At 38.9% G+C, this 20,126-nt stretch carries 12 protein-coding genes; 3 read left to right on the top strand and 9 right to left on the bottom strand.

From position 1 onward, the window contains the following. Positions 1-44: 44 nt before the first annotated feature. The 4 genes from EA772_RS08780 to EA772_RS08765 all read right to left on the bottom strand — a co-directional run bounded on the left by EA772_RS08780 (position 45) and on the right by EA772_RS08765 (position 2,814). Positions 45-329 carry a hypothetical protein gene (locus EA772_RS08780; protein WP_124912552.1) on the bottom strand — a complete coding sequence of 95 codons (285 nt, stop codon included), beginning with the start codon at positions 327-329 and terminating at the stop codon, positions 45-47. A gap of 26 nt (positions 330-355) precedes the next feature. Further along, on the bottom strand, positions 356-916 hold the full coding sequence (gene pth / locus EA772_RS08775) for an aminoacyl-tRNA hydrolase (RefSeq protein ID WP_116170357.1): 561 nt from the start codon (positions 914-916) through the stop codon (positions 356-358). A 285-nt stretch (positions 917-1,201) separates the two neighbouring features. Beyond that, positions 1,202-1,786, bottom strand: coding sequence for a 50S ribosomal protein L25/general stress protein Ctc (locus EA772_RS08770; RefSeq protein WP_010601959.1), 585 nt, complete (start codon positions 1,784-1,786; stop codon positions 1,202-1,204). Between the two features lie 86 nt (positions 1,787-1,872). Beyond that, positions 1,873-2,814, bottom strand: a complete 942-nt coding sequence (locus EA772_RS08765) for a ribose-phosphate pyrophosphokinase (RefSeq protein ID WP_010601960.1) — start codon at positions 2,812-2,814, stop codon at positions 1,873-1,875. Positions 2,815-3,181: 367 nt separating this feature from the next. On the opposite strand from EA772_RS08765, the gene EA772_RS08755 reads away from it, so the two are divergent. The 3 genes from EA772_RS08755 to EA772_RS08745 all read left to right on the top strand — a co-directional run bounded on the left by EA772_RS08755 (position 3,182) and on the right by EA772_RS08745 (position 10,532). Continuing rightward, positions 3,182-6,208, top strand: a complete 3,027-nt coding sequence (locus EA772_RS08755; RefSeq protein ID WP_124912550.1) for a protein O-mannosyl-transferase family — start codon at positions 3,182-3,184, stop codon at positions 6,206-6,208. A 224-nt stretch (positions 6,209-6,432) separates the two neighbouring features. Then, the gene (locus EA772_RS08750) at positions 6,433-9,471 is read left to right on the top strand and encodes a DUF2723 domain-containing protein (protein WP_124912548.1); all 3,039 of its coding nucleotides are present in this window, start codon (positions 6,433-6,435) and stop codon (positions 9,469-9,471) included. 503 nt (positions 9,472-9,974) lie between these two features. Continuing rightward, entirely contained in the window at positions 9,975-10,532 is a 558-nt protein-coding gene (locus EA772_RS08745; RefSeq protein WP_124912546.1) for a transposase, read from the top strand. Between the two features lie 292 nt (positions 10,533-10,824). Here EA772_RS08745 and EA772_RS08740 read toward each other — a convergent pair whose 3' ends face one another. The 5 genes from EA772_RS08740 to EA772_RS08720 form a co-directional block, all read right to left on the bottom strand. Then, positions 10,825-11,787 (bottom strand): acetyl-CoA carboxylase carboxyltransferase subunit alpha, encoded by a 963-nt coding sequence (locus tag EA772_RS08740; RefSeq protein WP_010603097.1) that lies wholly within the window; start codon positions 11,785-11,787, stop codon positions 10,825-10,827. Positions 11,788-12,198: 411 nt separating this feature from the next. Then, a complete protein-coding gene (locus EA772_RS08735; RefSeq protein ID WP_124912544.1) occupies positions 12,199-13,758 on the bottom strand; it encodes a S10 family peptidase in 1,560 nt (519 codons plus the stop codon). A gap of 129 nt (positions 13,759-13,887) precedes the next feature. Beyond that, positions 13,888-15,468: a SusD/RagB family nutrient-binding outer membrane lipoprotein gene (locus EA772_RS08730; protein WP_116170522.1), complete on the bottom strand. Its 1,581-nt coding sequence runs from the start codon at positions 15,466-15,468 to the stop codon at positions 13,888-13,890. A 19-nt stretch (positions 15,469-15,487) separates the two neighbouring features. Further along, complete coding sequence (locus EA772_RS08725) at positions 15,488-18,763, bottom strand: SusC/RagA family TonB-linked outer membrane protein (protein WP_246834077.1); 3,276 nt, start codon at positions 18,761-18,763, stop codon at positions 15,488-15,490. A 184-nt stretch (positions 18,764-18,947) separates the two neighbouring features. After that, positions 18,948-20,012: a FecR family protein gene (locus tag EA772_RS08720; RefSeq protein ID WP_124912540.1), complete on the bottom strand. Its 1,065-nt coding sequence runs from the start codon at positions 20,010-20,012 to the stop codon at positions 18,948-18,950. Positions 20,013-20,126 lie beyond the last annotated feature (114 nt).

The raw sequence follows: 20,126 nt of genomic DNA, 5'->3' as shown, positions 1-20,126 counted from the left end.
TTATTAATCAACAAAGAAACTGAAACGTTTGTGCCTTGAATTCTTTACAAGAATCTCGTTACCAACATCTCCCACTCTTCTTCCAAAGAAACATTCGGACGAGTTTCCTTTGCTTTCCTGTACCAGTAATCGGCATTCCAGATATCACCTTCTTTGCGATGTAAATAGGCATGAATACGAGAAGAAGAGATATCACTTAAAGGGTCCACTTCATTATGGGCATTGTTCCACTCTCCTTTGCCATCATACCAAAGTGCCTTTAATGGAACAGACAGATTTGGCTTTGGCTGATCTAATTTTAAGGAATCCCGGAATTCAGCTAAAGTCATAAGAGGTTTTTTGGTATGATTTAAGATTATTTATTGAAAGCGGTCATGGTGTGCGCCGGACCAACAGTTACATAACTTTTAATCAAATCTACACTTTTATCAATTAAGGCTGGAAGCTCGAGCTGTTCATCCTTATCGAACAAACCTAAAACAAAATCTACCTGACGGCCTTTTGGATAATCGCTACCAATACCAAAACGTAAACGGGCATAATTTTGTCCGCCGCAAACCTCTTCTATACTTTTTAAACCATTATGCCCGGCGCTGGAGCCCTGAAGCTTTAATCGCAATTTGCCAAGTGGCAAGGCAAGATCATCCACTACTACCAAAACATTTTCTGGAGCGATCTTTAATTCTTTCATCCAGTAATTTACAGCCTTACCGCTTAGGTTCATGAAAGTGGTGGGTTTAATTACGTGAAGTTTTTTTCCTTTAAAACTCACTTCAGCATAATAAGCTAAACGGATGTTATCAAAACTTCCTCCTAAATCTTTAACGAGCTGATCGGCAATATCAAAACCTATGTTATGACGTGTATGGGCATAATCCGGACCGATATTACCTAAGCCAACGATAAGATATTTCATGGCGCAAAGGTAAAGCTTAATGAGGAAAGACCAAAGATAAAAGCGGAAGCTTAAAGCAAAAAGCTTAAAGATTAAAGCTGAAGAAAGAATATTTCAGAAAATGCAATATATCGTCATCATCTCGAATTCATTCCAGAACCTTAATAATAACCTCATTAAAAATCCATACAATTCGCGACAGCAGAATGACTTGGTATCGGAAAGACTATCTGCAAAAATATTAACACAAAAGAAAACGGCTCGAAAAAAATTCGAGCCGTTTTCTTTAAAATCAAGAAAGCTTGATTATTTTTTACCTTTAGCAGCTTCAGTTTCTGCTTGTTTTAATGCTCTAGACATTGCAACAGAAACGATAGTATCTTCAGGAGTGTTAGTGATTACGAATCCGTCAACTTTAAGGTCGCGAACGCGGAATAAACTACCTACTTCTAATTTCTCTAAGCTTACTTCAACGTTTTGTGGCATGTTAGCTGGTAAAGCTTTAACGCGAAGTTTACGTAATTTCTGAATTAATTTACCCCCCATTTTAACACCTGGAGAAGTTCCCGTTAATTTAACTGGAATTTCCATTACGATTTCTTTCTCGTCGAATAACTGAAGAAAATCGATGTGCATTAATACGTCAGTAAGTGGGTGGTATTGAGTGTCTTTAACGATTGCTTTAGTTTTAGCACCGTTAACATCAATTTCCACAAAATTTACTTCCGGGGTATAAATAACATCTCTTAAATCAGCAATAACTACAGCTAAGTGTTGTTGCTCTTTTCCACCATACAATACCGCCGGAACCTTACCTTCGTAACGAAGTTCCTTGGCATCGCGTTTCCCTACGTTCTCTCTTGGAGAACCGCTAATTGCGATTGTTTTCATTTTATTTATATTTATTTATTAGTAGTAAGTATCAAGTATTGAGTATAAAGACATTAAGTCTTAACCCCCTACCCTCTACCTAAATTTTATACTCTAAACAAGTCACTAATCGAACCGTGTTCATTTACATTGGCAATTGCCCTCGCAAACAAACTTGCTGTGCTTAGCACTCTTATTTTTTCACTCTCCACTCTTAATGGAATCGTATCAGTCACGATCAATTCCGTTAAAACTGAATTTTCTACCGTTTCTACAGCTTTACCTGATAACACAGCATGCGTACAAACCGCTCTAACACTTGCAGCACCATTTTCCATAATCAGGGCCGCAGCTTTTGATAGCGTACCGGCGGTATCGCAAATATCATCAATCAACACTACATCTTGTCCGGTTACATCTCCAATAATCGACATTGATTCGATTTCATTGGCACGTTTACGGCGTTTATCACAGATAATCACTTCAGCATTGAAAAACTTTGCAAAAGTACGGGCCCGGTATGAACCACCCATATCTGGCGATGCAATAGTTAAATTTGGCAGGTTTAAGCTTTTAATATAAGGAACAAAGATTACCGATCCATCTAAGTGATCTACCGGAATATCAAAGAACCCTTGAATCTGAGCCGCATGCAAATCCATTGTCATGATGCGGTGAATACCTGCAGATTTCAATAAATTGGCTACCAGTTTAGCGCCGATTGCTACACGAGGTTTATCTTTTCTATCCTGACGGGCCAAACCATAATAAGGAACAACTGCTGTAATATAATGTGCAGATGCTCTTTTAGCAGCATCAACCATTAGCAAAAGTTCCATTAAATTATCGCTGGGCTGATAAGTAGATTGGATTAAAAAAACGTCACAGCCACGTATCGATTCATCAAAAGAAGGTTGAAATTCGCCATCACTGAATTTGTGAATGGTTACATCACCAAGAGGTTTGCCGTAACTTTCAGCAATTTTTAGTGATAGTCCTCTAGAACCTGTTCCGGAAAATAACTTTACCGGGTTAAACTGCAATGGCATGATCCGTGTAGTTTACGGTTAAAAAAAATCGGATCATGTCATTTTACAAACACGATCCGACATTAAATTTTCGTTGTCCGACCTGGATTCGAACCAAGACAAACGGTACCAAAAACCGTTGTACTACCCTTATACTATCGGACAATCTTTTCCGAGAACGTATCCTCGAAAGGGAATGCAAATGTAGGAAGCTTATTTTAATTTTGCAAGAGTGATTTTAAAATATTTTAAATTTCTTCCTGCCCTTCCTTTGTTGCGTTGCAAAGATAAAAAAATCATCATATCGGATGCAACATTTTATTTTTTTATACGACTTTTTTAAGTGAGAACCACTTAAATCATTTATTATCAAAGACTAAATTTTACTATGAATTATTCAAAAATTAACACCATCACGGGTTGGTTGTGCTTTTCTATTGCTGCAGTCACTTATATTCTCACTTTAGATCAATCTGTAAGTTTCTGGGATTGTGGAGAATTTATTGCTTCTGCCTTCCGAATGCAAGTGGTTCATCAGCCAGGGGCTCCTATCGTTTCGATGATTCAGCGGTTATTTTCTACGCTGGCCCTGGGCGATAAGAATATGATTGCTTACTTTATGAACGTTTCATCGGCCTTGGCTAGCGCCGGAACTATTCTTTTCCTTTTCTGGACCATCACCGCTTTGGCCAAAAAAACCATCATTAAAAAGGCAAAAGAAATAACAAGCGCTAAAATCATCAGCATTATTGGTGCTGGTTTGGTTGGTGCATTGGCTTACGCATTTTCAGATAGTTTTTGGTTTTCGGCTGTTGAGGCTGAAGTATATGCGGTGTCGTCTCTTTGTACCGCAATTGTTTTTTGGGGAATACTCAAATGGGAATCTATAGCAGATGAACCAAAAGCAGACCGTTGGTTGCTTTTTGTGGCATACATTATGGGGCTTTCGATTGGTGTGCACCTGTTAAATTTATTAGCTATCCCAGCTTTAATTTTTGTTTATTATTTCAAAAAGAATCCGAATCCAAACTGGAAAAGTGTACTCAAAGTTTTTATGATTTCTATTTTGGCACTGGCATTTGTTCAGTTCGGTATTATCCAATATATGATTTCTTTTGCCGCGAGCTTTGATTACTTTTTTGTAAATACAATCGGTTTAGGTTTCGGTTCTGGAATTCTGTTCTTCGCTACATTGGTTATTGGAGCATTGGTTTATGGCGTACTTTATTCCATCCGTAAGCATAAAAAAGGATTGAATTTAATCATGCTGTTCACGACTCTTTTAATCTTTGGTTACAGTTCTTTTGCTGTTTTAATTATAAGAGCACATGCAAAACCCAACCTAAATAATACCGATCCTGAAAATGCTTTTAATTTTTTAAGCTATGTAAACCGATCTCAATATGGCGATCGTCCTTTGCTTTATGGCGAAAACTATAACTCAGAAAAAATCGACATTAAAGAAACCGGGAAACTTTACAGAAAAGGAAAAGATAAATATGAATCTGCAGGAACCAAATCTGAATACGTTTTTGCAGATAAAACCCTGGCGCCAAGAATGTACAGTGATAAAGCAGAGCATATTAATTTCTATAAAAACTATATGGGATTTGATGATGCACATCAGCCAACTTTAGCGGATAACCTGAGTTACATGTTTTCATTTCAAACCGGACAAATGTACATGCGTTACTTTATGTGGAATTTTGCAGGCAGGCAGGATAATGAAGATGGGCAATTAGGTGGTCGCAACGGGGCCTGGTTAAGTGGTATTAAACCAATCGATGCCGTTAGACTTGGAAATCAAACCAATCTACCTCCATCTATTACCGAAAACAAAGCTTATAACCGTTTCTTCTTTTTACCATTGATTATAGGTTTAATAGGTGCGGTATGGCATTTCAAACGCAATCAAAAAGATGCAGGTATTATTGGTTTGCTGTTTGTTTTTACGGGAGTAGCAATTGTAATTTACCTGAATTCTGTTCCCATCGAACCCCGCGAAAGAGATTATGCTTATGTAGGATCATTTTACGCTTTTGCCATTTGGATTGGTTTAGGTGTTTTCGGACTTAAAGATTGGATTTTCCAGAAATTGTCTCCCGCAAAAGCCAGTGTTTTGGCTTCATTACTGGCCGTTTTAGCGGTTCCGGTTTTAATGGCAAATCAAGGCTGGGATGATCATGATCGTTCTGACAGTCATGTGGCGCATGATATGGCGGTGAATTATCTAGAGTCTTGTGCACCAAATGCTATTCTTTTTACTTATGGCGATAATGATACGTATCCGGTTTGGTATGCCCAAGAGGTTGAAAATGTTCGTCCGGATGTTCGCGTGGTAAATTTAAGTTTATTTACTGCCGATTGGTACATCGACGGTTTGAAGCGGAAGCAAAACCAATCTGAGCCTTTGCCACTAACCATCAAACCTGAACAATATGTGGCCGGCACCAGAGACGTAATGTATTATCAGGATTTTAAAATCGCTCAGCATGTTGAGCTGAAAGATATTCTGGAAGTACTGCTTTCTGAAAACGATCAGGATAAAGCAACCATGAGTGATGGCTCGAAGTATAATATCCTGCCAACAAAAAACCTGAAATTAACCGTAAACCCTAAACAGGTTTTAGATACTGGAACCGTGCCTAAAGAAGATGCTGGCAAAATTGCCAACAGTATGGAATGGACTTATGCCGGGAACTATGTTAGCAAAGGAACCTTAGCTTTGTTTGATATTTTAACACACAACAATTGGGAACGCCCCATTTATTTTACCAATACGATGCCGAAAGATCAATATGTAGGGCTTGATAAATACCTTTACACTGAAGGGATGAATAAAAGATTGCTTCCATTAAAACCAGATAGTGCTGCATCTGAAAATGAGGAATTGATTAATCCGAAACCGATGTTTAACAATTTGATGAAAGTGTATGCTTATGGAAATATCAAAAATGCCAATCACCTCGATAGACAATCGGCAGATGATGTAACTTATGTTTCGAACATGTTCGGTGGCTTGTTAACGAAACTCATCGATGAAGGAAAAATCAATGAAGGAAAAGAATTAGTGAATAAATATTTTCAGGTGATTCCAAATCGTTTTTATACGATGCGCCACGTTGTGAGCACCTTCTACGTTACAGAAAGCCTTTATCGCTTAAAAGATCTAAACCAGGCAAATGCATTGATCAGTAAATCTGCCGAGCACATCAATAAAGAGTTAACTTATTTAGCCGATGTATCAGAAAGTAAAAATCAACTGGCATCAGAACAAAATGTTCGTATTTACCTGACTTATCTGGCACAGATGGTGAAGCTAACCCAAACATTTAAACAGTATGAGCTTAGCAAAAAAATAGAAAATCAGTATAATGGATTGATCAATCGCTTTACGCCATTTGTTGCAGGCTAAACTACAGCGCATAAATATAACCCGTAAACAGCATTTCAGATTCTGTTTATGGGTTTTTCAATTTTAAAGAGGATGGAAAGGTGTAAAAATGCTCCATCAAAATGCGCTGAAGCCGTTAAATATTGTTAAATCAATCCAAAAATTTACCTGTTTTATCGACTAGAATAGTTAATTTCGGCAGCATTTTTATGTGAAAACAGTTTTTAATATCATTAAATAAACCAATGAATTATTCAAAAGTCAATAACATAGTAGGCTGGATCTGCTTTTTAATTGCCACAATAACTTACGTTTTAACCCTAGAGCCATCAGCAAGTTTCTGGGACTGCGGAGAATTTATCGCGTCAGCATTTAGAATGCAGGTAGTACACCAGCCAGGTGCACCATTGTTCTTGATGATCCAACGTTTCTTCTCGGTTTTCGCCGCAGGAGATTTAACCCGCATTGCTTACTGGATGAACATTGGTTCGGCTATTTCTAGTGCGGCTACCATCCTATTTTTATTCTGGACCATCACGGCATTAGCTAAAAAGACCATTGTAAAGGCTGGCGAACAATTAACAACCGGCAACTTAATCAGTATTATGGGTGCTGGAGCCGTGGGGGCTTTAGCCTATACTTTTTCTGATAGTTTTTGGTTTTCTGCTGTTGAATCTGAAGTTTATGCCCAATCCTCTTTATTTACTGCCATTGTATTTTGGGCAATACTAAAATGGGAAGCACATGCCGATGAACCAAAAGCCGATCGCTGGTTATTGTTCATCGCTTACATCATGGGTTTATCAATTGGTATTCACTTGTTAAACTTATTAACTATTCCAGCGTTAGCATTTATCTATTATTTCAAAAGAACAGGCAAAGCCACCACTTCAGGAATTGTAAAAACCCTGATTGTCGGCATTTTGATCCTGGCAGTAATTCAATATGGTATCATCCAGTATTTGGTTTCATTTGGCGCTTACTTCGACTTATTCTTTGTAAATACTTTAGGTTTAGGCTTTGGAACCGGTGTATTGTTTTTTGCCATTTTATTAATTGCAGCATTGGTTTGGGGAATTCGTTATTCTATCAAGCACCAAAAGAAATTATTAAACCTAGGCTTGATCTCTACCGTATTGATCATTTTTGGCTATGCTTCTTTCTCAATGATTATCATCAGAGCAAAAGCGGATCCAAACTTAAATAATAGTGCACCAAAAGATGCTTTCTCATTCCTAAGCTACTTAAACCGTGAACAATACGGCGATAGACCTTTAGGTTATGGTCCGAATTATAATTCAGAACGTACAGGCATTAAAGAAGGCGGAAAAACGATCTGGAGAAAAGGCAACGACAAATACGAGAAAGCTGGTGTAAAAACCGATTACGAGTATAATAATAATACTTTATTGCCTCGTATGTATAGCGATGACGCGAGACATGCTGCTTTTTACAAAGAATGGATGCGTTTGGATGATGCCAAGGTGCCTAACCTGGTTGACAACGTTGGTTTCTTATTCAGCTACCAGATTGGTTATATGTACATGCGCTACTTTATGTGGAATTTCGCTGGTCGCCAAAATGATGAACAAGGGCAAGGAAGTGGCCATGAGGGAACATGGATAAGCGGAATTAAACCAATTGATGCATTGTTAAGGGGAAATCAGGATAACTTACCTCCATCAACTGTTGACAATAATGCCTACAACCGCTTCTTCTTTTTACCATTAATTATGGGAATCATCGGCGCTTTATGGCACTTTAAACGTAACCAAAAAGATGCAGGTGTCGTGGCTTTATTATTTTTCTTCACTGGTATTGCCATTGTTTTATATCTCAATCAAAAACCTTTGGAGCCACGCGAGCGTGACTATGCTTATGTAGGATCGTTTTATGCCTTTGCCATCTGGATTGGTCTTGGGGCACTGGCGATTAAAGAATGGTTGTTTAAAAAACTTTCGCCAACCAATGGTGCTGTGGCTGCCACGGTGATCGGTTTATTAGCCGCTCCGGTAATTATGGCTCAGCAAGGATGGGATGATCACGATCGCTCAACCAAATTGGTACCTCATGATATTGCTTTAGATTATTTACAATCTTGCGCACCTAATGCAATCTTATTTACTTACGGCGATAATGATACTTATCCGTTGTGGTACATTCAGGAAGTGGAGAATGTGCGTCCGGATATTCGTATTGTAAACCTGAGTTTGTTTGATACAGACTGGTACATCAACGGTGCGAAAACGAAACAAAACGAATCAGAGCCGCTTCCAATTTCAATGAAGCCAGAACAATATGTTCAAGGCGAACGTGACGTAATGCCGTTTGACCAGAAAATTGACGGAACAGTTGAGTTGAAAGATATTGTTGAGCTCTTACTTTCTGATAATGATGGTGATAAAGTGATGATGCAGGATGGAACAAAATCCAACTTCCTGCCAACTAAAAACTTCAAAATAACCGTTAACCCGCAACAAGTGTTAAGCACCGGTACTGTTAGTGCAGCTGATGCATCGAAAATTGTTCCTGAAATGACGTGGACTTTTAATAAGGGATATGTAACCAAAGGAACCTTGGCTATGCTTGATATCCTTGCGCACAATGATTGGAAACGTCCGATTTATTTTGCTTCTACAGTTCCATCAGACCAGTATAATGGTTTAGATAAATATTTATACAGTGAAGGTTTAGCTTTACGTTTAATGCCTTTGAAACCAGATACTACTGCAGCTGAAGAAAGAGCAGAACAGTTAAACACACCGGTGCTGTATAATAATGTGATGAACAAATTCAAGTGGGGCAACATGAAAACAGCTAAATATCTGGATCCACAGTCATCTGATGATACTTTCATTTTCACTAATATTTTCAGTAACCTTACTGGAAGTTTGATTAAGGAAGGCAAAACTGCAGAAGCTAAAAAAGTGGTTGAAAAATATTATGCGGTAATGCCTCAAAAATTCTTTGGTATCCGTACGGTAGTGGTGAAATTCTACATGGCAGAAAACTTATATAAGCTTGGTGAAACTGCCAGAGCCAATGAGATTTTAACGCAGTCTGGAGATTACATCAATAAGGAGTTAACTTATTTAGCCGATCTTTCAGCCACAAAAGGTTTAACAGGATCTCAAAATATCCAAACGGGTTTATATTATTTAGATCGAATGATCAGAATTGCTAAAGCAAGCGGGCAGGATAAAGTAAGCAGTCAGCTAGAGAAAACATTCTCTGGTTTAGAAGCTAAATTTTCTGCTTACTACTCGCAACAAGCGCCACAATAAACATAGCATTGAGAATATTTGAAAGCAGCTTCATTCATTTGAAGCTGCTTTTTTTTGCCCAAATCTCATAGGCTTAGTTGCCTGCGCTTGTTAGAACGAGTGTGGGCATTTACTGCAAAAAAACCCTTCCATAGTGCCTGCGCTCGTTTCTAACGAGCGCATTAATAGCTTTACGATTCCATCGTAAGATACGAGCACCTATTGACGCTTGCGCTCGTTTCTATCGAGTGCAACTTAGCTTAGCGATTCTATGTAAAATACGATTAGCTTTTTACACGCTCGTTAGAAACGAGCGTGGGCATTTTTAATCGTGCGCATTTTAACCGTAAAATAAGAACTAATGCCTGCGCTCGTTTCTAACGAGCGCATTAATAACTTCACGATTTCATCGTGAAATAAGATTAAGTATTTACATGCTCGCTAGCAACGAGCGTGGGTATCTATTTCAAATAAATCTTATGAATAGCTTATGATTTTATATTAAATATATTTAGCTTTAATCTATGTCTGATCAATATACCGCTCGAGATCCTGACGGAATTTATTTTTTAACCTTTACAATAGTTGATTGGGTGGATATTTTTACACGACAATCTTATAAGGAAATTGTGGTAAATTCTCTAAAATACTGCCAGTCAGCTAAGGGATTGAGGCTATTTGCTTTTTGCTTAATGACCAATCACATTCATCTGATTGCTTCATCCAATGGGAAGAATAAATTATTTGAAATTATTAGAGACTTTAAAAAATTCACCAATCGAGCGATTATCGAAGAGATAAAAAATGGAAATGAAAGTCGTAAAAAATGGATTCTAAACAAGTTTGCATTTGCGGGAAAATACCTGGAACGAATTGAAAATTTTAAAGTTTGGCAAGATGGTTACCATGCCGTTGAACTGACCTCGAATAATTTCACTTACCAGAAACTAGAATACATCCATCAGAATCCTGTAAGAGCCGGAATAGTTACTGAGCCAGAACATTATATCTATAGTTCTGCATCAAATTATTCAAATCTAGGTGGAGTTATTGATGTGGAATTACTAGACGTTTACTATTAGTACTTGCTTTTTTATCGAGCGAATTAATAGCTCTAAGTTATATCGTAAAATACGATTAGCTTTTTACACGCTCGTTAGAAACGAGCGTGGGCATTTACTGCAAAAAAAATCTTTCCATAGTGCCTGCGCTCGTTTCTAACGAGCGCATTAATAGCTTTACGATTTCATCGTAAAATACGATCATCTATTTACACGCTCGTTTGAAACGAGCGTGGGCATTTTGAACAACCTTTAAAACAAAAAATCCCGCCTGGCTTTGCCAGGCGGGATCTTAAAATTTATTTATTAATGATTATTCGTTTACTACACCCATTTCACAGAATTTCTCAATTCTTTGTTCAACCATTTTATCTGTTTTAAGCTTGCCCAAAGCAGCCAAATCTCTCACAATATATTCTTTTAATGTTTTACCCATCAATTCCGGGTCTTGATGTGCACCACCAAGCGGCTCAGGAATAATTCCGTCGATCAGCTTGTTGCCAAACATATCATCAGAAGTTAATTTTAAGCATGCTGCAGCTTTCTCTTTGAAATCCCAGCTTCTCCATAAAATTGAAGAACAAGATTCAGGCGAAATAACAGAATACCAGGTATGTTCCAACATGTAAACCTTATCACCAATACCAATACCTAAGGCACCGCCAGATGCACCTTCACCAACAACCACACAAATGATTGGTACACGAAGTACTGACATTTCCAATAAGTTACGGGCAATTGCCTCGCCCTGCCCACGTTCTTCAGCTTCTAATCCAGGATAAGCACCCATGGTATCAATAAACGAAATTACCGGTTTATTAAATTTTTCGGCCAGGCGCATCAAACGTAAAGCTTTGCGGTAACCTTCCGGATTAGCCATACCAAAATTACGAAACTGGCGCTCTTTGGTATTTTTACCTTTTTGATGACCGATCACCATCACTGTTTGACCATTTACCGTAGCAAAACCACCTACAATTGCTTTATCATCTTTAACCGTTCTATCGCCATGTAGCTCGATAAAATCATCACAAATCATGCTGATGTAATCAAGCGTTTGTGGACGATCAGGGTGTCGGCTCATTTGAACCTTATTCCATCCGGTTAAGTTTTTATATAAGTTGTTGGTGGTTTCTTCTAATTTGCCATCAAGCTCGTCTAACGTGGCAGACATATCTACCTTAGTTTTGTCGGCAACTTGTTTAACCTTTTCTATTTGCTGAACTAAGTCGGCAATAGGTTTCTCAAAATCGAATGAAGTTTTTATTTGCTGCATAATTGAACCACAAAAATAAGTAATTATTTTTAGTTTGCAGGCTTGTTATCATAAATGCTTTTTTTGGTTTAGATTTTGGAAAGCAATGACAGCACACTTTGGACTTTTTAGCCCCGCCCCCGTTACTGCCACGATGAAGAATCGTGGGCATTCACTCAGGTCGGGTTTAGATTACACAAGCCTTTTCTGCTATTTGCGGATTACAGCGAAAAGCAGAAGTGATTTAGCCCTGATTGCAGCGGAAATACTTTTTGTTGCAACAATCGACAAGCATACGGTGACAATGACAAAAAGATTGAAGCGCAAAGCAGGACCAACTTGAATAGTTGTACTGCCCTTGCGCTTCAAATCAATTTTATTTCTAAAATTAAAGCTACGATTGAGAATTTTGCAGCTAACCTGAAATCTGGGTTAAAACTTAGCTGCCTCTCCTGCTTTTGGCAATGCCTTTTTAATAAACTCGCGAATGTGATTGTTCGAGTTTTTCAAATCTTCTTTGCGTAAATACATCATGTGCCCACTGCGGTAACCTTCCCAGCTCATACGGTCCTGAAATTTGCCGGCAGCATCCATCTGCCACATGCTGTATTTTGCGTTGAAGTAATCGCAAGCCCCATCATAGTAACCCGATTGCACCAATAAATGTAAATAAGGATTTTGTGCCATGGCCTGGCGAAGGTTATCGCCTGTTTGGTCGCCACTGCGATCCCATGGATAAACCGAGCCAAACATATTGTATTTAAGGTCGGTTTTGTAATTGAGCTCGTTTCGGATGTACATATTGATGGCCGGCGTAAAGGAATGCAACCATGATGTTAATTCTGCGTTATAATCTGGGCCATCGCCAGCACCCATTTTATCAATACCGCGGTAGCGAGAATCCAAACGTCCAACAGTGAAGCCCTTATCCCGCATCAGTTCCTTCCAAAAGAAATTGGTAGGCACATTTAAGTTGTAATCTATGATTGTTTTTTCAGTTAGGCCAGAATAACGTGCCATTTTAGCGGCAATGGCTTTCTTTTTTTCAGCGCTTAACATTCCGCCTTGAGAAATGGCTGGAATTAACTCGTTAATGGTAAAAGTTTCTACTTCAGGCAACATGGCTGTCAAATCTTTCGACTGCAAATCCTGAGGCAACAATTTGTGGTACCAGGCAGTTGCCGCAAAATAAGGTAAGCGTAAAGCCGCTTCTACCGGGCCGCCACGTTCAATACCTAATTCTGTTGGTGAAACTAAAACAACTCCATTCAAATACATCCATTGGTTATTTTGAAGTTCTAAAGCCAAACCCGAAACACGGGTAGTCCCGTAGCTTTCGCCAATTAAAAACTTTGGTGACGCCCAGCGGTTATTTCGCGTTACGAAAGTGTTAATCCACTCGGCTAAATACTTAATATCTGCCCGAACACCGAAAAATTTGTTGGTTGGAATATCTTTGCTTACAGCTCTTGAATAACCTGTATTTACCGGATCGATGTAAACGATATCTGCCACATCTAAAATAGAATATGGATTCTCTTTGTAACCGTAAGGCTGAACCGGATATCCTTCATCATCAATATTCAACACTACCGGACCAGTGTAGGCAATATGCATCCAAACAGAAGCAGAGCCGGGTCCGCCGTTAAAGGAAATGACCAAAGGTCTTTTATCCCGATTGGAAACATCGCTTCTTTCATAATAGGTGTAAAATAGGCCAGCAATTGGTTTCCCATCTTCATCCCAAACCGGGAGTGTGCCGGTTGTGGCTTTATAAGGAATGGTTTTGCCATCTACGTTTACGGAGTGATTGGTGACCACCGTGCTTTCTACTTTAATGGCACGCTCATTTCCTGTTGATTTTGGCTCTTCCTTTATAGGATTCTGGGTTGGACCTGCAGCATCCTTTGAGGAATTTCTTTTTGGTGTCTGCTGTGCATGACCAAGAAAACTGGTTAGCAAAATAGCGCTCAGTATAAGTTTAAATTTCATTAAGTTGGGTTTGGTTCATAAATATCAAATTAAACTGGCGCTAATCAAAACGCACATTAGAAATGTTACGCATAAAAAAACCTGGCACCGATAAAAATCGGTGCCAGGTTTTTGGATCGGATCTATTTTCTATTTATCCCACCAAACTTTTCCTACTAATTTATCGCCACCCGGAACTGCAGATGATGCCGCTTTATAATTTGCTGCATTCGAAACGCCTTCAATAAGCGGATAAGGGAATCGGCGTGGAATTGAGCCTCCCGTATTCGTATTTGGATATACAATTGGCACCAATGCCGGCAAACCAGTTCTTCTCCAGTTCGACCAGGTTTCGTAAAAATCCAACATGGTAATGGTATGCGCCCAGTATTGAGTAGAAATCATTTCTAAACCATTAGCGGCAACATAGGGGTGAGCAGCCAGGTAGACAGCGGCATCACCAGCACTTACTGCCATACTCGGATCAAACTGAGAAAGATAGGTCATTGCAGCAGTTACCCCAGCATTGTAATGTGTTGCTGCCGAACCTCCAATATTGAAACGTTGCGCAGCCTCTGCCCAAAGCAATTCAGTTTCTGCATAAGTTAAAATAATGGTATTGCCATCCCTTTTCAACATACCCGGATTTGGTGAAGAGTAATCGGTAAAATCTGTATAAGAAGCATCCTGACGAACATCTCGTCCTGCAATGCCACTTAAATCTTTTCCATTTGGCATTCCCTTTTGTACAGCTGCAGTAGTTACGAACGCAGGATTTTGGGCTTTTGTTACATCAGTTAAGTATAACTTTGTTACTGCCACTTTACTTAAACGAGGATCGTTATTCGTTTTTAAATAATTAATAAATGTATTGCTCCATCTGGTGTAATAATTCTCCTGACCACCATCGCCTAATAAAACCTGTGCAGCTCTGTTCTGCGTTACCCTACCACCGTTTGCATCATGCTTAAATAAAGCGTTATCAGCATCGCCAGTCATGGTTTTTCCAACTGCTTTGGTAATGTAACTTTGTGCTAAAGTGGCATCAGCTTTTGTTAAACGCATCGCCATGCGCAACATTAAACTTGCTGCAAAACGTTTCCATTTATTCACATCGCCAGCATAAACTAAATCACCGGTTACAGCATCGCCGCCAGCGGTTAATGCAGTTCCGGCTTCATCTACTTCTTTCAACAAATCAGTATAAATGGCTTGCTGCGCATCGTATTTGGGATAAAGATTTCCGGTATAATAACCTTTTCCTGCATCAAAGTATGGAACGTCGCCATATAAATCCGTCAGGCGTTGAAAAATCAAAGCTTTCCAGATTCTTCCAATTTGGTGTACGTTATTATACTGTGCTTTGCCTTTGGTAAACTCTACTAAATCTGCTGCATATTTAACTTGGTCAGGATAAGCTTTTTCCCAGTAAGCCGCAGTGTATCCTTCATTTAACATGTATTTATCACCAGCCCAATAGCCGATTACTGATGACATGCCTTGCATCATGGTAGATGCATAGATCAAGTTGCCACGCCAGGTTTCATACGCGAAATCGACACTTCCTGTGTAATTTAACTGAGCGGTTGATAATAGATAATTGGGATTATATTGTTCCTGATTAACCGATAGTGGATCGGTATTAATTTTTTCAAAGTTTTTAGTACAACCTGATATTAGTGCTAAGCCTGATAATAGAAGTGGTACGTATAATTTTATGATCGTTTTCATTTTCAATTCTTTTAAAGGATTATAACTTAACACTTAAATTTAAACCGTAGGTACGCACTGGCGGAACACCACCCAACTCCATCCCTGGAATAGTAGCATTATAACTCGATTCCGGATCGATGTTATCCGTTCTTTTCATCAAGATAAATAAGTTACGCCCAACAAAACTTACGTTTAAGCCTTTAATTTTGTTATTAAACATTTTAGCCGGGAAATTATAACCAAGAATCACCTGACGGAATTTAATAAAGCTTGCATCCTGTACGAATTGTTTTGAAACATTGTTCGCATAAGTGCCGTAGTAATTTGCCGCATTAACACCCAACTGATCACGATTTTCGAGTGTGGCCTGATGTAAACCGAAAACATAACCGTAATAATCAGTAGCAGAGAAAATTTTCCCGCCCCATTTACCATCTATTAAAAAAGACAGATTAACGCCTTTGTAACTAAATTCGTTGTTCCATCCGGCAGTCCACTTGTGGTAGGCCGATCCATAATCTTTTAATTCACCTCGTTGTGGTACGCCATTAGTATCCTTTACAATATTACCGTTGCCATCGTATAAGAAATCATAAGCCATAATCTGAGCAATTGGCTTTCCGGCAAGGTTTTGCAAAAAGCCAACATTGCTTCTCGAGGTGGCAAGTTGTTGGGATGCAGTACCTGGAGCCAAGGTGATTACCATGTTATCGTTACGGGATCCATTGATACTGGAAGTCCAGCTGAAATCCTGATTTTTTAGCACCACGCCGGAAATCAACCCTTCGAAACCACGGTTTCTCAGTTTACCGATGTTTAAAACGGCACCATTATAACCAGTTGTAGTTGAAGTTGGCACATCAATAATTTCATCCTTTGAATTCTTGTTGTACCAGGTAAAGTCAACATTTAAACGATCCCCAAAAAATCTCAACTCTGTTCCAACTTCCAATTCAGTAGCACTCGATGCAAACAGTGATGCGTTAGGAATTGCCTCATTCGCGATATTGCCTAGCGGACTATTATTGATTACTTCACTACGTAAATTGTAGTAAAGTTGGGTTTGAAAAGGCCCTGTAGCCTGCCCCACCATGGCATAACCTGCTCTTAACTTACCAAAGCTTAAAAAAGATGGTTTCCAAAGCTCAGAAAACACAAATGAGCCGCTTACCGCCGGATAAATTGTATTTAGTTTATTATCTCTGCCTGGGGTGGCTAAAGTAGAAAACCAGTCGCTTCTGGCGCTACCAGTTAAGTATAGGATGTCTTTGTAAGCTACCTCTAAAGTTCCGTACACCGATTGCGTTTCCTGATCTCGTTTGTAAGCCGATACTGATTTACCACCTGTATTGGCTAAAGTATAAATACCAAAAAGTTGGAAATTTGCACCGCCATTGGTCACCCCTTCACTTTCTGTTCTGCGGTAACTAGCGCCAATATTTGGTGTGATGGAGATGTCATCAATTTTGAATGATTTCCCGATTAACCCATCTACATTGATATCAGAAAATTTACTGTTTTGTTCAGTGTATCCTCCGTCTGCATCATAAGCAGTACCTGAGGGCGTAACGGCGATGTAGTTGTCGTTATAAGAATCTCTTCCGGCCCGGGCTTGCAAAAATAAACCATTATCAAAAGTGTATTTCGCACTTACCGAACTCAACAAACGTTCTCTTTTAGTATCATGAATAAAATCATTCGCTGCAAACCAAGGATTGGTGGCATACGGATTACCTGTATTGTAAGAAAGCTCGTTGCCATCTGGCTTTTTGCCTGGTTGTAAAGTAGCAATATTTACACTGGTAGGTAAGAATGCAGCATTGTAGTTAGCATTACCTGCACCATCAGATAACATCGGACGGTTTTTAGCCTGTTCTAAAATATAATTTACACGGGCATCAATCACCAGATTTTTAATAGGGTCAAATGTACTCGATAAAGTAAAGTTCTGTCTGTTTAAACCTGAATTAGGTACCACAGAACGGTTAGTTAAATCACTTGCAGATAAACGGATTACACCACCGGTGAACGATTTGTTTAAAGCCAAAGTATTGGTCCAGCTTCCTCCGGTTCTGTAAAAATCTTCAATATTATTTTTTTGCGCCGTATACGGTCTGCTCACCCCATCGAACTGAATCACATTTGATCCATCTAACGGCGCACCCCAGCTCGAACTTCCTGTAGATGCCGCAGCCAATTGTGTAGTTGGTTTCTGACCGTTTACCCCTTGACCATAAACATATTGCCAATCAGTTCTGTCCATTACCTGCTCAGCAACATAGTTACTGCTAAATTCAATGCTGTTTCCTTTACCGCTTTTGGTTGTGATTAAAATAACCCCTGCTTTCGCTCTATTACCATAAAGTGCCGATGCAGCAGCGCCTTTCAAAACCGAAATGCTTTCAATGTCATCAGGATTGATGTTACTGATTGCATCACCTAAATCGGGAGCATTATCATACTGACCGCCATTGTTTCCAATCCCAATAGTGCTTTTGTAACCAACCGGAGAGTTCTCCATTGGGATACCGTTTACCACATAAAGCGGCTGACTTGATGGCCCCATGCTGGAAACACCACGAATGGTTACGTTTGTTGCTGCACCTGCACCACCTGAAGTTCCGGCAATGTCTAAGCCTGCAACTTTACCCACCAAAGAATTGGTGATGTTATTTTCACGGGCCTGGGTTAAAGTTTCTCCACCAATTTGTGTAACAGAATAGCCAAGTGCTCTTCTTTCCTTTTTAATTCCCAATGCGGTAACCACAACGTCGGTTAGTTGTTTAGTATCTTCAACCAGAACAATATTTATTGTGGTTTGAGTACCAATTGAAACTTCTTTAGTTTGAAAACCTGCATACGAAACCACCAATACTGCATTTTCTGGCGCATTTAATGAAAACTTTCCATTAATGTCAGTCGAGGTTCCAATTCCCGTTCCCTTCACTCGAACGCTTGCACCTGGAAGTGCCCCACCTAATGCATCTTTAATTGTACCTGTAACCGGCACTTCTTTGTTTCTGCTAATCACAATCAGCCCACCATCAGAAACAGAATATTTCAGGTTTGTTCTGTTTAAAATAGCTGCCAAAACATCAGTTACCAAAGTGTTGGTTACAGTGATGCTTACGTCTTTGTTTACGGGCACGTACGAAGCACTATAAACAAAATGATAGCTGCTTTGCTGTTCAATAATCTGTAGAACCTTGCCCAATTTGGTCTTCTTCACATCGAGAGATATTTTCTCCTGAGAAAAAACCGATGCAGAAACATTCAGGCAAGTAATGAAAACCATAATACAGGTCAATTTCATTAGCATAATGAATTTTAAAAGCTTCCGGCGTAGCGGATGCCCTTGCAGTAAGTAATAATTAATCATATTTTTGTTTTTTTGGTTGCGTAAGTTCTTGGCAGCAATCTGTTTGCGCATAAACTGCCATTAATTAATCAAAGAAGAAATATTAAGGGCGGTGCTCCAACACCGTCCTTTTTTAAATCTACTTTGAGATGATTACCTGGTTTCCTTTTATCTCATATTTAAAATCTTCTACATCTTGTAAAGCCGAAAGGGCTTGCTCAATTGTTTCTTTGCTAAACGTTGCCGTAAAGCGATATTTTTCTACGGCAGTATTGGTAAACTTTATTTCCACATTATACCATTTTTCGAAAATGTCTTTTATTTCATCAAAATCCTGGTCGTAGATTTCGATGCGGTTTTTAGTCCAGGCAGTTTCTACAATCGTACTGTCTTTGATTAGCGTGTAATGATTAATTGCAATTTCCGGACGCGACAGAGAAGGTTTTGCCAGTTTCGATTTTTTAGGCTCATTTATGTTTTTGTAAAAAGTAACCTTTTGACTCGGCTTCAAAGTAATTATTCCACCTTTTCCACCTACAGCCTCCATTGTGATTAATCCACGAATCAAAGTTGCCTCAGATGTAATTTCATCAGGATAAGCCTTCACATTAAAAGCCGTGCCCAACACATCAATGTTAAAATCATTTGTATGCACTTTAAAAGGAACATCTTTGCAATGAACCACATCAAAAAAAGCTTCGCCGATTAAATTAACTTCCCTTGTTTTTTTATTAAAACCTTTGATTATTGATAATGAACTTTTTGCGTTTAATAAAACTGATGTTCCATCCTGAAGCCGAATCTTTTTACGTTCTCCACTTTTGGTTGCCCAGGTAAATACCTCTTGAACTGGCTCATTTTTTTTGAAGTTGTTGTAGCTTAAATAAAGTAGAAAGGAGCCAATAACCACAACTATAGCTGCCGCAATTTTTAACCATAAAAAGCGATTCCTCTTTAAAACTTTTATCTCCTTTGGAGACAGCTGATTCCTAAAATCATTTACCTGATGATTTAACTGCCGCTTATTTCCACTTAATATTACATATAACTTTTGTGCTTCTGCAATTACAACTGCTTGCTCGGGATGAGCATTTATGTATTTTTCCCAATACTCAATGCATAACTTGTCTGTTCCAGCACAATATTGCTGAAACGTACTATCAACAAGAAAATCTTCTGCATTGAATTCACTTCTATCAACCATTCTAATTCACCTTTTATATATCAGTGCCCAAAAGCTTTACTTTTTCCTAAGGAATTTTTAACTTTTTTTTAACATCACGAAATAACTGCGTTGAAATGCCCTTTAACTAAGAAA

The sequence above is a fragment of the Pedobacter sp. G11 genome (assembly GCF_003860265.1).
GTDB lineage: Bacteria > Bacteroidota > Bacteroidia > Sphingobacteriales > Sphingobacteriaceae > Pedobacter > Pedobacter agri.
The sequence above is the reverse complement of the archived record's forward strand: the minus strand, read 5'-3'. Positions and strand labels throughout refer to the sequence as shown.

Excerpts from the sequence above, each read along its gene's own strand:
- EA772_RS08780 (WP_124912552.1), bottom strand. The coding sequence starts at position 329 with ATGACTTTAGCTGAATTCCGGGATTCCTTAAAATTAGATCAGCCAAAG.
- pth (WP_116170357.1), bottom strand. The coding sequence starts at position 916 with ATGAAATATCTTATCGTTGGCTTAGGTAATATCGGTCCGGATTATGCC.
- EA772_RS08770 (WP_010601959.1), bottom strand. The coding sequence starts at position 1,786 with ATGAAAACAATCGCAATTAGCGGTTCTCCAAGAGAGAACGTAGGGAAA.
- EA772_RS08765 (WP_010601960.1), bottom strand. The coding sequence starts at position 2,814 with ATGCCATTGCAGTTTAACCCGGTAAAGTTATTTTCCGGAACAGGTTCT.
- EA772_RS08755 (WP_124912550.1), top strand. The coding sequence starts at position 3,182 with ATGAATTATTCAAAAATTAACACCATCACGGGTTGGTTGTGCTTTTCT.
- EA772_RS08750 (WP_124912548.1), top strand. The coding sequence starts at position 6,433 with ATGAATTATTCAAAAGTCAATAACATAGTAGGCTGGATCTGCTTTTTA.
- EA772_RS08745 (WP_124912546.1), top strand. The coding sequence starts at position 9,975 with ATGTCTGATCAATATACCGCTCGAGATCCTGACGGAATTTATTTTTTA.
- EA772_RS08740 (WP_010603097.1), bottom strand. The coding sequence starts at position 11,787 with ATGCAGCAAATAAAAACTTCATTCGATTTTGAGAAACCTATTGCCGAC.
- EA772_RS08735 (WP_124912544.1), bottom strand. The coding sequence starts at position 13,758 with ATGAAATTTAAACTTATACTGAGCGCTATTTTGCTAACCAGTTTTCTT.
- EA772_RS08730 (WP_116170522.1), bottom strand. The coding sequence starts at position 15,468 with ATGAAAACGATCATAAAATTATACGTACCACTTCTATTATCAGGCTTA.
- EA772_RS08725 (WP_246834077.1), bottom strand. The coding sequence starts at position 18,763 with ATGAAATTGACCTGTATTATGGTTTTCATTACTTGCCTGAATGTTTCT.
- EA772_RS08720 (WP_124912540.1), bottom strand. The coding sequence starts at position 20,012 with ATGGTTGATAGAAGTGAATTCAATGCAGAAGATTTTCTTGTTGATAGT.